Annotated in this window: 15 protein-coding genes and 1 pseudogene; 12 read left to right on the top strand and 4 right to left on the bottom strand. The window is 71.1% G+C overall.

The window, feature by feature from the left end; genetic code table 11:
- Positions 1–1,867: pseudogene (locus tag VFZ20_RS23120) on the top strand (hypothetical protein); the annotation flags it as partial.
- A 406-nt stretch (positions 1,868–2,273) separates the two neighbouring features.
- Here VFZ20_RS23120 and VFZ20_RS23115 read toward each other — a convergent pair.
- Positions 2,274–2,468 (bottom strand): hypothetical protein, encoded by a 195-nt coding sequence (locus tag VFZ20_RS23115; RefSeq protein WP_329686322.1) that lies wholly within the window; start codon positions 2,466–2,468, stop codon positions 2,274–2,276.
- Positions 2,469–2,650: 182 nt separating this feature from the next.
- Here VFZ20_RS23115 and VFZ20_RS23110 point away from each other — a divergent pair, with 182 nt between their 5' ends.
- Positions 2,651–3,421, top strand: a complete 771-nt coding sequence (locus VFZ20_RS23110; RefSeq protein ID WP_329686321.1) for an SGNH/GDSL hydrolase family protein — start codon at positions 2,651–2,653, stop codon at positions 3,419–3,421.
- 506 nt (positions 3,422–3,927) lie between these two features.
- Positions 3,928–4,143: a hypothetical protein gene (locus tag VFZ20_RS23105; protein ID WP_329686320.1), complete on the top strand. Its 216-nt coding sequence runs from the start codon at positions 3,928–3,930 to the stop codon at positions 4,141–4,143.
- On the opposite strand, the gene VFZ20_RS23100 is transcribed toward VFZ20_RS23105, so the two are convergent.
- Complete coding sequence (locus VFZ20_RS23100) at positions 4,137–5,360, bottom strand: hypothetical protein (RefSeq protein ID WP_329686319.1); 1,224 nt, start codon at positions 5,358–5,360, stop codon at positions 4,137–4,139. The genes VFZ20_RS23105 and VFZ20_RS23100 overlap by 7 nt on opposite strands.
- A gap of 888 nt (positions 5,361–6,248) precedes the next feature.
- Here VFZ20_RS23100 and VFZ20_RS23095 point away from each other — a divergent pair.
- The 3 genes from VFZ20_RS23095 (at position 6,249) to VFZ20_RS23085 (ending at position 8,019) form a co-directional block, all read left to right on the top strand.
- Positions 6,249–6,389, top strand: a complete 141-nt coding sequence (locus VFZ20_RS23095) for a hypothetical protein (RefSeq protein WP_329686318.1) — start codon at positions 6,249–6,251, stop codon at positions 6,387–6,389.
- 230 nt (positions 6,390–6,619) lie between these two features.
- Positions 6,620–7,411 carry an SDR family oxidoreductase gene (locus VFZ20_RS23090; protein ID WP_329686317.1) on the top strand — a complete coding sequence of 264 codons (792 nt, stop codon included), beginning with the start codon at positions 6,620–6,622 and terminating at the stop codon, positions 7,409–7,411.
- 83 nt (positions 7,412–7,494) lie between these two features.
- Positions 7,495–8,019 (top strand): lipoyl domain-containing protein, encoded by a 525-nt coding sequence (locus VFZ20_RS23085; protein ID WP_329686316.1) that lies wholly within the window; start codon positions 7,495–7,497, stop codon positions 8,017–8,019.
- A gap of 166 nt (positions 8,020–8,185) precedes the next feature.
- Here VFZ20_RS23085 and VFZ20_RS23080 read toward each other — a convergent pair whose 3' ends face one another.
- Both VFZ20_RS23080 and VFZ20_RS23075 read right to left on the bottom strand, forming a co-directional pair.
- Entirely contained in the window at positions 8,186–8,653 is a 468-nt protein-coding gene (locus tag VFZ20_RS23080; RefSeq protein WP_329686315.1) for an SET domain-containing protein, read from the bottom strand.
- 50 nt (positions 8,654–8,703) lie between these two features.
- Positions 8,704–9,777 carry an NADH:flavin oxidoreductase/NADH oxidase gene (locus tag VFZ20_RS23075; RefSeq protein ID WP_329686314.1) on the bottom strand — a complete coding sequence of 358 codons (1,074 nt, stop codon included), beginning with the start codon at positions 9,775–9,777 and terminating at the stop codon, positions 8,704–8,706.
- Positions 9,778–9,954: 177 nt separating this feature from the next.
- Here VFZ20_RS23075 and VFZ20_RS23070 point away from each other — a divergent pair, with 177 nt between their 5' ends.
- The 6 genes from VFZ20_RS23070 (at position 9,955) to VFZ20_RS23045 (ending at position 13,971) form a co-directional block, all read left to right on the top strand.
- On the top strand, positions 9,955–10,413 hold the full coding sequence (locus VFZ20_RS23070) for a GNAT family N-acetyltransferase (RefSeq protein ID WP_329686313.1): 459 nt from the start codon (positions 9,955–9,957) through the stop codon (positions 10,411–10,413).
- Positions 10,414–10,465: 52 nt separating this feature from the next.
- On the top strand, positions 10,466–11,161 hold the full coding sequence (locus VFZ20_RS23065; RefSeq protein WP_329686312.1) for a hypothetical protein: 696 nt from the start codon (positions 10,466–10,468) through the stop codon (positions 11,159–11,161).
- Positions 11,158–11,406, top strand: a complete 249-nt coding sequence (locus VFZ20_RS23060) for a hypothetical protein (protein ID WP_329686311.1) — start codon at positions 11,158–11,160, stop codon at positions 11,404–11,406. The genes VFZ20_RS23065 and VFZ20_RS23060 overlap by 4 nt, the downstream gene beginning before the upstream one ends.
- Before the next feature lie 256 nt (positions 11,407–11,662).
- Complete coding sequence (locus VFZ20_RS23055) at positions 11,663–12,202, top strand: hypothetical protein (RefSeq protein ID WP_329686310.1); 540 nt, start codon at positions 11,663–11,665, stop codon at positions 12,200–12,202.
- Between the two features lie 75 nt (positions 12,203–12,277).
- Complete coding sequence (locus VFZ20_RS23050; protein ID WP_329686309.1) at positions 12,278–12,907, top strand: SRPBCC domain-containing protein; 630 nt, start codon at positions 12,278–12,280, stop codon at positions 12,905–12,907.
- Positions 12,908–13,224: 317 nt separating this feature from the next.
- A complete protein-coding gene (locus tag VFZ20_RS23045; protein WP_329686308.1) occupies positions 13,225–13,971 on the top strand; it encodes a hypothetical protein in 747 nt (248 codons plus the stop codon).
- Positions 13,972–14,025: the final 54 nt, after the last annotated feature.

Below are 14,025 nucleotides of genomic sequence, written 5' to 3'. Positions count from 1 at the left end.
CGACCTGACGACGGTGGACCCGTTCGCGCTCCTTTCCTACCTGCGCGCCACCGGCGACGGCGGGACGGGGCTGGAGGCCGGCCGCGCGGCCGCGGACCGCTTTCGCGCGGGGCGCTTTATCCTGGGCACGGTGGTGGAGGCCGGCGGCACGCTGCACCTGAGCGCCGCCGTCTACGGGGCAGACGGCCGCCGGCTGGCCCGCGCGGAGGCCGCGGAGGTGCGCGAGGACAGCCTCTTTGGCGCCGTGGACGCGCTGGTGCGCACGCTCGTGGCGCAGGGGATGAACACGGCGCCCGAGCAGCTGGACCGCACGGCCGCGCTCACGACGGCGTCGCTCCCCGCCCTCAAGGCGTACCTGGCGGGGGAGCGCGCCTTTCGCACGGGCGAGTTCGCGCGGGCGGCGGACGAGTTCGCGCGGGCCGTGGCGGGCGACAGCGCGTTCGCCGTGGCCTCGTACCGGCTGAGCGTGGCGCAGGACTGGGCGGCGGAGGACGGCAGCGCGGCCGCCGCGCGCGCCCAGCGCATGAGCCACCGCCTGCCCACGGCGGAGCAGTCGCTGCTGCGGGCGCGCCTCGCATTTCGCACGGGCAACGCCGCCACGGCCGAGGCGCTGCTGCGCGCCCTGGTGCGCACGCGGCCCGACAACGTGGAGGCGTGGAACGATCTGGGCGAGGTGCTGCACCACCGCGCCATGTGGCAGGGCCGGACCATGACGGAGGCGCACGCCGCGTGGGAGCAGGTGCTGGCGCTGGACCCCGCCAACGTGAGCGCCCGCGTGCACCTGGCGCACATCGCCGCGCTGCAGGGCCGCGCCGGCGAGGTGGACGCGCTCGTGCGCGACCTCGCCGCGCGCAGCCCGGGGCACGAGGCGCTGCAGCGGTTGCGCACCCTGCGCGCGTTCGCCAGGGGCGACGCGGCGGGGCAGGAGGCCGTCGTGCGGGCCCTGCGCGCGCAGCGTCCGCACGGGCCCAACGACCTGCCCGCGTGGGGCGCCGCGTGGCGCACGGCGGACTTCCTGGAAGACCCCGAGGCCGGCTACCGCATCGCGGGCGTGCTGGTGGAGCCGGGCCGCGACGCGCAGAGCCGCCTGGTGGGCCACGCCGCCCGCGCGCACATGCAGATGGCCCGCGGCCGCTGGCGCGACGCCCGCGCGCAGGCGGACTCCGCCGCCGCCGTCGATCCGGCCTACGCCGCGCGGACGTGGGCCTTCCTGGCCGCGTTCGCCCCCGCCGAGCTGCCGCGCGACGAGTACGCGCGGGCGTACCGCCGCCTGGCCGCCACCCCGCTGCCGGCCGCGCGGGGCACGGGCGGGCCCGTGGACGAGGAGCGCGGCCGCTTTCCCGCCGCCCGGCACGCGTACCTGCTGGGCGCGCTGGCCCTGCGCATGGGCGACACGGCGGAGGCGGTCCGTCGCGCGCGGGCCCTGGACGCGCTGGCGGACACCACGACGGCCGGCCGCTTTGCGGACCACCTGCGCCACCAGCTGCGCGCGCGCATGCTCTCCGCCGCGGGCGATACCAAGGGCGCGCTGCGGATGGTCGAGCAGGGTTGGCCCGCGCCCGTGCCGGCGCTGTTTGTGAAGGACGATTCATATAGCACGGTGGCCGAGCGCTACTTCCGTGCGCAGCTGCTGGCCCGGGCGGGGCGCGAGCGCGAGGCGCTGGCGTGGTTCGGCAGCCTTACGGAGGACATCAGCCGCGGCATCGTCTTTCCTGTTGCGGCGGAGATGGAGGAGGGGCGCGTGCTGGAGCGGATGGGGCGGCGCCGCGAGGCGGCGGAGCACTTCGCGCGCTTCGCCCACCGCTGGCGCGCCGCCGACCCCGAGTTCGCCGCCGTCCTGCGCTACGCCCGCGACCGCGCCGACTAGGGCACGGCCGCTCCGGTTCCGGACGCGTCCGTGCGCTCCACGCAAAGGCGTTCAGAGAACGCTTCCGCCACCCCGGCAGAAAGCGTCATCCTGAGGAGCCGCCGCGCGGACCGTACCCGTGCGTGATGCATGGCGGCGACGAAGGATCTTGTGTCCGAACCACGAACGCCGCCTCCGTGCGCGGTGTCTGCCTCACGAATCGCACGCAAGATCCTTCGTCGCGCCCGGAGAGTCGCGCGCGAATAAGGTTCCGGGAGGGCGCTCCTCAGGATGACGCGTGTCGCGGATGGATATGCATAAACCCTGATATCCGCCGATTGGCCACAAAGCAGAAGCGGCTCCCCGCGAGGAGAGCCGCCTCTGACAGTGGTCCGTCATCCGGTGCCGTGCCGGCGCCGGACGCGCATCACATGCAGATCTTCTGGTACGGGTGCGACTCGCGGCAGTTCTCGTACGAGCCGCACTCCCAGATGTCCGCGGTGTCGCCACAGGGCTCGGGCGAGGAGATGTCCATCACGGCCACGTCCGCCTCGTCCTTGCGCTTGACCGGCTCGAACGCCTCCACCTTCAGATCGCCGACGTGCAGCTTCTTCTGCGTCATGGGAGGACTGCCTTTCCGCTGGGGTGATGGAGCTCGCCGGGGAGCAGGGCGAGCCCAGTCGGGCCGATGATTGGCCCGTGAGCACTCGTACGATCAAACAGGTGGAAAAGTTCCGAGTTACGGCGTAATGCAATCGGATGGATGGCGGGCCTTCTTTTGGCACGCGCTTTCCCGCATCGACCGTGACGATCAACCCCAACGGCACCGGTATGGCGGATACGCTGCTCCGAATCGCAACCACGCTGTCGACCGCGCTGCTGGCGCCCGTGCTGGTGGCACAGGGACGACGCGTGCGCCGCACCACGCCACGCCTGCCCGAGGCGCCCGGTCCGCGCGCGGGGGAGATCGGTGGAGACGGCGCGCCCGTGCGGCTGCTGGTGCTGGGCGAGTCGACGGCGGCGGGCGTGGGCGCGGCGGATCACCAGGAGGGGCTGGCCGGGCAGGTCGCGCGCGGGTTGGCCGCGGAGACGGGCCGGCCCGTGCGGTGGCGCGTGCTGGGCCGCAACGGTGCCACGGCCGACGCCACGCGCCAATCGCTGCTCGCGCGCGCCGCGGACGTAGAGGCGGACGTGGCCGTGATCGCGCTGGGCGTGAACGACACGCTGCGCCTGCACGCCCCCGCGCGCTGGGCTGCGGATCTTCGCGCGCTGATCGACGACGTGCGGGCGCGGTGCGGTCCCGTGCCCGTCATCCTGGCCTCCGTGCCGCCCATGGGGCGGTTTCCCGGCCTTCCGCGGCCGCTGCGGACCGTGCTGGGCCTCCGCGCGACGGTCCTGGACCGTGCCGCCGCGCGCCTGGCGGCGGGGATGGACGCCGTGCATCACGTCCCCGTCCCCCTGCCGCCGGAGGACGAGGCACGCTTCTTTTGCACGGACCGCTTTCACCCGTCACCGTACGGCTACGCGTTGTGGGGCGCCGCCCTGGGCCGCGCCGCCGCCCGCGCGCTCCGCTGATCCGCATCCTCCGAAAGCGCCGGCATGGAAGCCGGGGCGCGGCACGGACCGGGGTACTCGCGTTAGTGGTGCAGGAGCGGTTCAGCGACATCTTTGGCGCCATCGCGGTGATGCGGCCCGATGGCACGGAGCGGCGCATCGTCTCGCCCCCGGGCGCCCTGTACGCGCAGTCGCCGCGCTAGTCGCCGGACAGCCGCTGGATCGTGGCCGCCGGCAACCACGTGCACTGATCGGCATCGGGCGGATCCGCATCGCGGGTCTCTGCGGCATAACAAGCGGAGCACGGCATCCTTGCCGTGCTCCGCTTCTCAATGGTCCCGCTGACCGCGCACCCTGTCGGTGCAGCCCCGCGCGTCCATCGCGTAGCGCGAATTCCTTCGAGATCAGGTGGACGGCGATCGGTCCAGTGAACTGGCGGATTGTGTATGCAATCCGCAACTTTGGGCCGTGCCGGCATCTCCGCCGGACCACAGCTGGTGCACGCCGACTCGGAAAGACTGGACACCATGAAGAAGACTTTCGCGTGGGGGCTCGTGATCGCGGTTGCACTCTCCGCGTGCGGCGGGCACGAGCCGGGTCGGATCACCGCGCCCGAGCAGCCCGCCTTCGATGGGGGTGGTGTCGGGTTCGGGTCCGGGCACCGCACCGACACGACCGGCGTCACAACGACGAACGCCACCGCGGGAGAGGGCGATGGCGTAGTAATCGGGTCCGGTCATTGAGCCGCCCTGCGCGGGCGCCACGTGGCGCCACGCCATCGCTTCAGTCGCTGGACCACGTAGGCGGTGGTGGCCAGCAAGGCACGTAGCCCGGGATCTTCATCGCCCGGACGCACGACGCCAGGGCTGCGCGTCGAAACGTCCGCGTGTACTCGGTCAGCCAGGCGCGCCGCGAGCGCGTTCTGTGGTCGCGCTCGCGATTCGCCGATCAGCTGCTCGGCCAGCGCCCACTCGCCAAGGTGCTGCGCGCCCGCGGCACCGTACGCCAGCGCAGCCGCGCTGGCGTAGGGCAGGTGGTCAACAAGCTCCTGCACGCGCGCGAGTGCTCGTTCATACGTGGCCCGGTCCTGCGCACCCCCTGACACCCAGGCCAGAATGGCCCAAAGCTGAAGCTGCTCGACCGGGGCACGCAGGTGAACCTGCACCTCACGCAGGATGGTGACTGCCTCCGTGTAAAACCCGTAGCGCCCCAGCAGGAGGCACAGATCGGCCGCGAAGTACGGAAAGCGCGCGGCGTGCACCGGATAGATCTTCGCGGCCCGCTCGGCCCACACGGCTGCCCGGCGCAGGTTCTCCGACAGGTAGCTCAGGAAGAAGGCGTCGTGAAGGGCTTCTCCCGCACTCTCCCTCAACCCGTTGCGTCGCGCTGTCCTGCCGGCGCGACGAATCCAGATGAACGCACGGCCAAGATCGCCGTGGTCGCGGTAAAGGTTCCCGAAGCCCAACAGGCCGTTCACCTGCTCGAGCGCGTTCCCCGCGCGACGTGCCAGGCCCGCTCCACGTTCGTACCAGAGCTCGGCACGCTGGCGCTCTGCCGCCCGGCGACACGCCCGCCCGGCAAGGTTGGCCATCTCGGGGTCACTGGGCAGCAGATGAGCCGCGACCTCTGCGTATGCGACGGACGTCACCGGGAGAGAGTGATTCTCGGCCCACTCGGCGATGGCCCTGCAGACCCGCGCAAGGTCGTATGAGCTCACGCCCGCCGGATCATTCACCAGCCGGGAGAGCAGCATGACGCCCTCCAGGACCGGACCGGGCGCATCGGGAACCGGCCACGCGGCCCGGGCGTGAGGAACGAAAAGTCCGCTTCGCTGGTCCGCGGGAGTTTCCGCGAACAAACGAACATTGTAGAGATCCATGAGCAGGCGCGCGCCCAGTTCACCTTCGACCTCGTCGAGAATCGTAAGGTCCGGCAGCGGCCAGTTTGGCGTTGCCGCCACGCTCCACGGTCCGCTCCGCTTCTTCTTCGTCTGAGGGGTCGTGGGCGGCATGAGCGGTGGACAGGGTCACGAATTGCTCACAGGATGCGACAGTTTAGATGGTGTTTTCGGTTTGTGCCACCGCGTGCGGCTAGTTGCCGGACCCCAACATGTTCCCGGATGAAAACCGTACTGGTCCCTTCTCCTTCCTGAATGCCGCTGCCGGAGGTGGCGCATACCCGGAATTGGCTGCAGGCTCGCTCGTGTTGCGCGCGTGCTCATGCTCCCGTGGGCGGGTCCGTTCGATGTTCTCCTTGGGTGACGCCAGGTGTCTCGCTCCCTTCCTCATGTCTCCAGCCCCCCTGCCAGGTTGTGTCTGATCCCGTCGGTCTCCGATGCGTGACCACAGTCGCCTGAGCGTGGAGCACTCCGAAAGTCCCTAAAACTGGGAGCTCGCACTTGGTTCAGGAGATTGGGTTTTGGCGTGTTGGTGCGCGCTTGTGGACGCAGTTACCATCCGTGCGCCGGGTCCGCCAATCCGTGCCGCACGGAGGGTGTGGAAGGGCCGTGCGGGGCCGTTTCGGTCGGAGAGGAACGATGTACAGAGCCTGCAGGGAGTGCGCGACGAGCAAGGATCCTCCATCGCTGGACACGATCCGCGCGGAGGTGGCTCGCGAAGTGGACGCGAGGGGGATGTCGGACGTGGCGAGGGAGATGTGGTTGGGCACCGGGCCGCTCCAGGTGTTCCTCCGCGCCGGACGCTCTCAGCCGCGCACGGTCACGCGTCTGGACCAGTGGTACCGAGCCCGCAGGAACGCGGCAGATGGAGATGCGCTGTGAGGCTCCGTTCGGTGGGAACTACGTGCGTCTCGCGGTTCTCCATCCGGCACGGCAGGAAAAGAGGCTTGCATGTATAAACATTTCAAGCTGCCGCGCTGGTGGCCCACGTCGGGCAGCCGCCGCTCCGAACGAGCCATGGGCGATCTGGACGACGTGCTCTACGGCCTTGTGGCCGCCAGCGGGCGCGCGGCGCGGAGGGCGGCGACCTGACGGCGCTGCTGCAGGCCCGCAACCCCAACGGAACGCCGTACTCCGACGCAGCTGCGCGACGAGCTGGCCACCATGATCATGTCCGCCGTCGCTGTCACATCGGGGGATCGGATGCGTCTGTGATCGCATCGGGTTCCCCGCGCCGCATCCGGTCGAGAGATTCATCGACGTCGATCGCGGCCGCGGGGCGGGGCCGGCGAACGGATGCGATCTCCTGGACGGAGCGGACGATGAGGATCCTGCTGACGGGTGGTACGGGCGGGTTGGGGCGCGAGCTGGTGCGCGCGGCGGAGGGGGCGGGACACACGGTGCGCGTGGCCAGCCGCCGCGCGTGCCCCGCGGACGCGCCGCCCGCGCGCGAGTGGGCGCGCATGGACGTGGAGACGGGCGACGGCGTGCGCGACGCCCTGGCCGGCGTGGACGCCGTGATCCACGCCGCCAGCGATCCGCGCCGCCACGCGGTGGTGGACGTGCGCGGCACCCGCGCCCTGGCCGATGCCGCGCGCGAGGTGGGGACGCCGCACCTGGTCTACGTCTCCATCGTGGGCATCGACGGGATTCCGCTCGCCTACTACCGCTCCAAGCGGGAGGCGGAGCGGATCGTCGAGGGCGTCGGCGTGCCGCACAGCATCCTGCGCATCACGCAGTTCCATTCGCTGGTGGATGCCATGCTCGCCGGATTCGCCCGCGTCCCCCTGCTGTTCCCCGTCCCGACGTCCTTCCGCTTCCAGAGCTGCGCGACCTCCGAGGCGGCGGACCGGCTGGTGCGCGCCGCGGAGGCCGGTCCCGGCGGGCGGCTGACGGACTTCGGCGGGCCGGAGGTGCTCACGCTGGGCGAGATGGCGCGGGCGTGGAAAGCCGCGCGCGGGATCGGCAGGCCCACGCTGCCGCTGCCCGTGCCCGGCGGCCTCGCGGCTGCCTTCCGTGCCGGTCGCAACACGCTGCAGGCCGAGGGCGGCGAGCGCGGCACCGTCCGGTGGGAAGACTGGCTCCGCGCTCCTTCCGCGGACGCGGCATCCTGAGGCGCCGTCGCGCGGACCTCGTCCGATCGCGAGTCCATGACGGCGACCAAGGATCTCGCGTCCCATCCACGAGGCCGGCTCCCGTGCGAGGAGCCGGCCTCGCCACATCAGGCGATGCCGATCCGTCGCGTCTCCGCTATCTTCCCCGTCTGCCCGCTTTCTCTCCTGAACGTTTCTCCCTGGAAAAACCGATGGCCCGGATCGAGATCCGCGTTCCCGCGCTCGGCGAGACGATATCCGAGGCGGTGGTGTCGCGCTGGTGCCGCCGGCTCGGCGAGTACATGAGGCAGGGCGACGTGCTGGCGGAGCTCTCGACGGACAAGGTCGACGTGGAGGTGACCGCCCCCGCGGACGGCTGGCTGCTCGTGATCCACGCCCCCGCGGGCGCCACGGTGGCCGCGAACGAGCTGGTCGCGGAGATCGACACGAAGGCCGGCGTCGCCCCCGCGCCGATCGCGATTCCGCGAGCGCCGGAGATCCGCTGCCTGCGCTGCGCCGTCCCGATGGAGCCGGCGAACACGCTGCCGCTCGTGAGCCGCGTGCGCCTGTTCGTCTGCCGCACCTGTGGCCGCGTGGAGATGATCGCCGAAGATCCCGCTTCGTTCTGAGCCCGAAACGAACGCAGAGTCCCTCGTCACGCGATGAAGTACTCCGCGTCCTCTGCGGCTCTGCGTGAGAAAACGCAGGAAAAAGCTGCCCGACGGCAAGAACCCCGGTTCCGTGCTGGAACCGGGGTACTCTGCTGCCTCTGCTCCCTCTGCGTGAGAATGCAGTTCAGCGTTTCTTGCCCAGGATCGTCCCCCGGCAGCTGGATGCCCCGCAGTGGCAGGGAAAGCGTGCCTTGAGCCTGGCCGTGTGGCGCTGGGGGAGGATGTAGTTGTAGTCGTACGCCAGCTCCTCGCCCGGCTCGATGTCGCGGAGGCTCTCGATGAAGATGCGCCCGTCCTCCTCCACCGCCTCGCAGTTGGGGTCGCACGAGTGGTTGATCCACCGCGCCATGTTCCCCCCGAACGAGGCGTCGATCATCGTGTCGTCGTCCACGGCGAAGAGAAACGTGTGGTGCGCGGCGGACTCGTCGTCCGGGTAGCGGCGGTCCGCCTCCGCGTTGGAGATGCGCTCGCCGCGGTACTCGATGACGCGCGTGTCGGCGGGGATGGGCGCGCGGGCGTACACGCCCTGGCCGTGGATGCCGGAGCGGCGCAGCGACAGAAAGCGCCGGACGGGAAGGACGTGTCTTCGCATCCGGCGATTCTATCGCGCCACGTGCGCAAGCGGGAGGGGGCGGATGCGCCCTAGTCCGCCGCGCGCAGGTACTGCACGGGCCACGGTGCCGGCTGGCCCAGGGCGCGGGCCGCGTGCAGGGGCCAGTACGGGTCGCGCAGCATCTCCCGCGCGAGCAGGACGACGTCCGCGTCGCCGCGGCGCACCAGCTCGTCCGCCTGGCGCGGGTCCGTGATCAGCCCCACGGCCGCCGTGGCCACGCCCCCGCGGCGCCGCACCTCCGCCGCGAACCGCACCTGGTAGCCCGGCCCCACGGGGATCTTCACCCCGGGAACGAGCCCGCCCGTGGAGCAGTCCACCAGGTCCACGCCGCGCGCCGCCATCAGCCGCGCCAGCTCCACCGACTGCTCCAGCTCCCATCCCTCGTCCGCCCAGTCCGTGGCGGAGATGCGGACGAACAGCGGCAGTTCGTCGGGCCACACCCCGCGCACGGCGTCCACCACCTCCAGGGTCAGGCGGATGCGGTTCTCGAACGATCCGCCGTACGCGTCCGTGCGCTGGTTGCTCAATGGTGACAGGAACTGGTGCAGCAGGTAGCCGTGCGCGGCGTGGATCTCCGCGACCTTGAAGCCGGCCTCCAGCGCCCGCCTGGCGCCCTCCGCGAACGCGCGCACCACGCCGTGGATGCCGTCCTCGTCCAGCGCCTCCGGAACGAGCGAGCGCGAGCCGAACGGAATGGCGCTGGGTCCCCACACGGGCCGCCATCCGCTCTGCTCCACGTCGACGGCCTGCCCGCCGTCCCAGGGCGCCGCGGTAGACGCCTTGCGCCCCGCGTGCGCCAGCTGGATGCCGGGCACGGCGCCATGCTGGGCCATCAGCCGCACGCACCGGGACAGCCCCTCCACGTGCTCGTCCGTCCAGATGCCCAGGTCGCCGGGGGAGATGCGGCCGTCCGCCGTCACCGCCGTGGCCTCGGTGATGATGAGCCCCGCGCCGCCTACCGCGCGGCTGCCCAGGTGCAGGTAGTGCCAGTCGTTGGCGAACCCGTCCGTGCTGGAATACTGGCACATGGGGCTCACGCCGATGCGGTTGCGCATTTCCACGCCGCGCATCCGCAACGGTGAAAACAGTCCGTGCTCGCTCACCCGTTCCGCTCCTTTGAGTATCCGATGTTCCGATCACCGCGTCCGCCGGGGCAACCGGTGCGCCATCCCCCGATCACCGATCCGGACGGGGCACCTGGATGACGAGGCTCCTTGCGTGCGGTGCGGCGCGGAGGCAGCATTGCTCGCCCGCAGCGCATCACCCGTCCCGTCTTTTCCATGTCCGGCCCAATTCCCCCGATCCGCATCTCCACGGACCCCGACGAGATGGACGTGGACGCCATCCACGCGTTCCTCGGCGGTGAATCCTACTGGGCGCGGGGCATTCCGCGCGAGACGGTGGAGCGCTCCATTCGGAACTCGCTCTGCTTCGGCGTGTTCGATGCGGACGATGGCGCGCAGGTGGCGTTCGCGCGGGTCGTCACCGATCGGGCCACGTTCGCGTACCTGGCGGACGTGTACGTGCTGCCGGCCTTCCGCGGTCGCGGGATCTCGCGCCGGCTGATGGAAGCCATCACCGCCCATCCCGACCTGCAGGGCCTGCGTCGGTGGATGCTGATGACGCAGGACGCGCACGGCCTCTACGCCCGCTTCGGCTTCCGTCCGCTGGCGCACCCGGACCGCGCCATGGAGCGCACCGATCCGGACATCTACGTGCGGACACCGACGCAAGACTGATCGTCGCGCTCCGTTCGCGCCTCGTCCGACGATTCCTCATTCATCCGCCCTAATGATCGACCTGCGCACGCCGCTCTCGCTCCGCACCTCGTTTGCGTTCCCGCTGCAGACAGCGGAAGCGCGGCGCGACGTGCTGGTCGGCGCGGCGTGGCTGCTGGTGCCGTTCGTCGGCTGGCTGATGAACATGGGGCATCGCGTGGTGATGGTGCACCAGATGATGGCCGGCGAGCCCGCCTGGCCCGCGTGGCGCCGACCTGGCCAGCTGTTGCGCCACGGGCTGATTACGTTCGGCGGGATGGCGTACTACTACCTGCCGGGCGCAGCGCTGGCGTGGCTCGGCTGGTGGATGGATTCGATGCCGATGATGGCGGCCGGCGGCGCACTCATCGTCCTGGCGACGCTCGCCATCCCCGGCTACATGACGCACTACTGCCGCGCGTTCGATCCGCGCGAGATCTACGACCCTGTGCGCGCCCTGTCCCGCGCGCTGCAGGGCGGCCGCGCGTACTGGCGCGCGTGGGGCATTGCCCTGTGCGCCCTGGCCCTGTCGTTCGTGGGGCTGATCGGGCTGGGTCTCGGGTTCCTGGTGACGAGCGTGTGGTTCTGGCAGGTGGCGGGCTTCAGCTTCGCGCGCGTCTTCTCGCAGAGATACATCTTCGATGCGGCGAAATGGAGCTCGTGTTCCAGTATCACGAGAACGCCCGCATCCGCACGCCCAACCCGCGCGCACACGCCGCCCTCCACGTGATGGTGGAAACCCAGGCGGCGCTCGCGGACGAAACGCCCGTCGCCGAGGCCATCGTCCGGCTCATGGGGCAGGGGCTCAGCCGGCACGACGCCCTGCACGCCGTCGGCTCGGTGCTGCTGACGCACATGAACGAGGCCATGGCCACCAACACGCCCATCCGCGTCGCCGCGTACTACAAGGACATCCGCGAGCTCACCGCCGAAAGCTGGTATCGCGACTACGGCCTGGACGCCGGCGAGGACTGATCGGCATCCATCCGCCGCATCCGATTTACGAGGGTTCCCGTTGCCCGGGAACCCTCGCTTTGCGTACCGACGTGGTCGGCCTCTGTGCGGGATCTCCCGGCGGATAGGCGCGGCGACGTGCGGTGATTCGGCACGGGGCATCAGGATTCGCCGCGCCGCAGGTCGGGGAGGTTTCCGCATCGTTGCGGCGCCGTGTCGGGAGCATCTTGTCAGCAGGATGCAGGACACACGTCACCCGACAGACGGAAGGCAGCCCATGCGTACCCAGCACCCCCGGCACACCCGGATCCTCACCTGGCCGTTCCGCAGCCTGCTCACGTCGCCCGTGTGGCTGGTGCTGCGCCTGTACCTGGCCTCGGTGTGGCTGCAGTTCGGCATCGGCAAGATGCGCGGCGGATGGCTGGACGGCGACGGCCTGCACGGGCTGCTGAGCGCCGTCGCCGCCGGGCAGACGCCTGCGCCGTTCCCGTTCTACGCGCGCGTCGCGGAGCTGCTCGTCGGCACGGGGATGGACCGCGTGCTTTCCATCGTCATCCCGTTCGCGGAGCTGGCCGTCGGCCTGGCGTTTCTCACGGGCGTGCTGCTGGTGCCGGCCGCCATCGGCGCCATCCTGCTCAACGTGAACCTGGTCCTCTCCGGCGTGGCATCCCTCCAGTTCGACGGACGGATCATCGCGCTGCAGGTGCTGCTCCTGCTCGCTTGGCGGGTGGCGGGATACCTCGGCCTGGGCACGCTCGTCCGGCGCGGATGGCGGCGCGATGGGCACGGACATGGCCCACTCACCGGCACCACCTGATGCGCGCTTGCGAGCGGCGGGTGCAGGTCGCGATCATAGGAGCGGACGAGGGATGGCGATCACGGGGAGGATGCGATGGCGGAGAACGGGACGCAGGCGGCCAACGAGGTGAGCGACGAGGCGCTGGTGAACGCGACCGGTCGCTCGTGGGAGGAGTGGGCGGCCGTGCTCGACGCCCGCGGCGCGGCGGAGCTGCCGCACGGAAAGATCGTCGCGCTGCTGGCGGACGGGCTGATCGAGAGCAGCTGGTGGCGGCAGACCGTCACCGTGGGCTACGCGCGGCGCAAGGGAGCGCGCGCGGTGGGCGAGACGGCGGCCACGGGGTTCCAGGTCGGCGTGCGGCGCACGCTGCCGCTGGCACCGGCGGACGCGTGGCGGCTCGTCACCTCGCCGGACGGCGTGCGCGCGTGGCTGGGCGACTCGCGCGACCTTGCCTGGGAGAGGGGCGCCGCGTACACGGCCGCGGACGGCGCGTCCGGCGAGGTGCGCGTCATCAAGCCCGACAGCCACGTCCGCGTCACGCGCCATGCGCCGGGCCGGGAGCGCGCATCCACCATCCAGGTGCGCGTGATCCCCGCGGCCGCCGGCACGACCCTCTCCTTTCACGAGGAGCACCTGCCCGGCGCCGACGCGCGCGAGGAACGCCGCCGCCACTACGACGCCGTGCTCGATCGGCTGGCGGAGCTCGTCGGCGCGAACGAGTGATCGCCGCCGGGGCAGGACGTGAATCGAGGCGGAGCCTGTCACCGGGCTCCGCCTCTTGTTTATTAGCCCGATCCGCCGCACGCGCCCCAGGTGAGGCATCATCTCCCCGTTCGTCCCGCGCGTGTCCCGCCCGCGGGGCGTACATGCCGGGTGGAGGGATGGAGGCGCATCTGCTCTATCCTGCTGATCCGCAACGGTTTGTCCGGCTTCGTGGAGGCGTGCCGGGGCGCGGCGCGCTTGGTGCCCATGGGGTGGGCACGCAGCCGGAACGATCCGGCTCGCATCCACCGAATCAGCTACGCTTGAGGTATAGATCGATGTCCAAGTCCAAGCTTGCCGCTCCGCAGATGGTATCCAACAGCCGGATGCTCTACACCAGCTGGATCCCGGCGGACCCGCGTGCCGCCGCCCAGCTGCTTCCGCCCGCGCTCAAGCCGGCCGCCAACGGCGCCATCTACATGAACCAGTACGTGGTCGATCGCGCCGAGCAGACCACGGGCTTCGGCGCGTACTCGCTCACGTACCTGGGGCTGGACGTGGACGGCCACCCCGCGCCGGACGGCGTGACGCCGGGCCGCTTCTTTACGCACTACTTCAACTCGTCGGAGGTGGTGCGCGAGTACGCGTCGGAGCGCGGCGTGCCGGCCTCGCCGGGGCGGACGACGCTGGAGGTGAACGGCGGCGTGCTGACGGCCACGACGTACGTGGACGAGCGGCCCATCATCCGCACGACGGCCGAGGTGGGCGACCAGGCGGACATCGTGCTGGCGGGCCACCTGCGCTACATCACGCAGGTCAAGGACCGGCTGGTGAGCGGCAACTACCCCTACATCGGCGAGCTGGTGAGCCGGTTCACGGTGCGCTCCATCGAGTTCCTGGAGCCGCTGCACCCCGTGTACGCGCTGCGCCCCGCGTCGCCGCTGCAGGTGGTGGCCGGCAGCAGCTTCTACGCGCCGCGCGACTCGTTCGTGTACCCCGGCGGCGAGTACGACATGGGCCCGGCGGATCCCAAGGAGAAGAAGCACGAGCACCACGTCCAGGTGCCGAGTCTGGCCGGGGTCTGACGATCGACGGAGGGAGGATGGACGGCCGGGGCCCGTGCGGCGCCGGCCGTCCGT

Source organism: Longimicrobium sp. (genome assembly GCF_036280135.1).
In the GTDB taxonomy this organism is placed as follows: Bacteria; Gemmatimonadota; Gemmatimonadetes; order Longimicrobiales; family Longimicrobiaceae; genus Longimicrobium.
The sequence above is the reverse complement of the archived record's forward strand: the minus strand, read 5'-3'. Positions and strand labels throughout refer to the sequence as shown.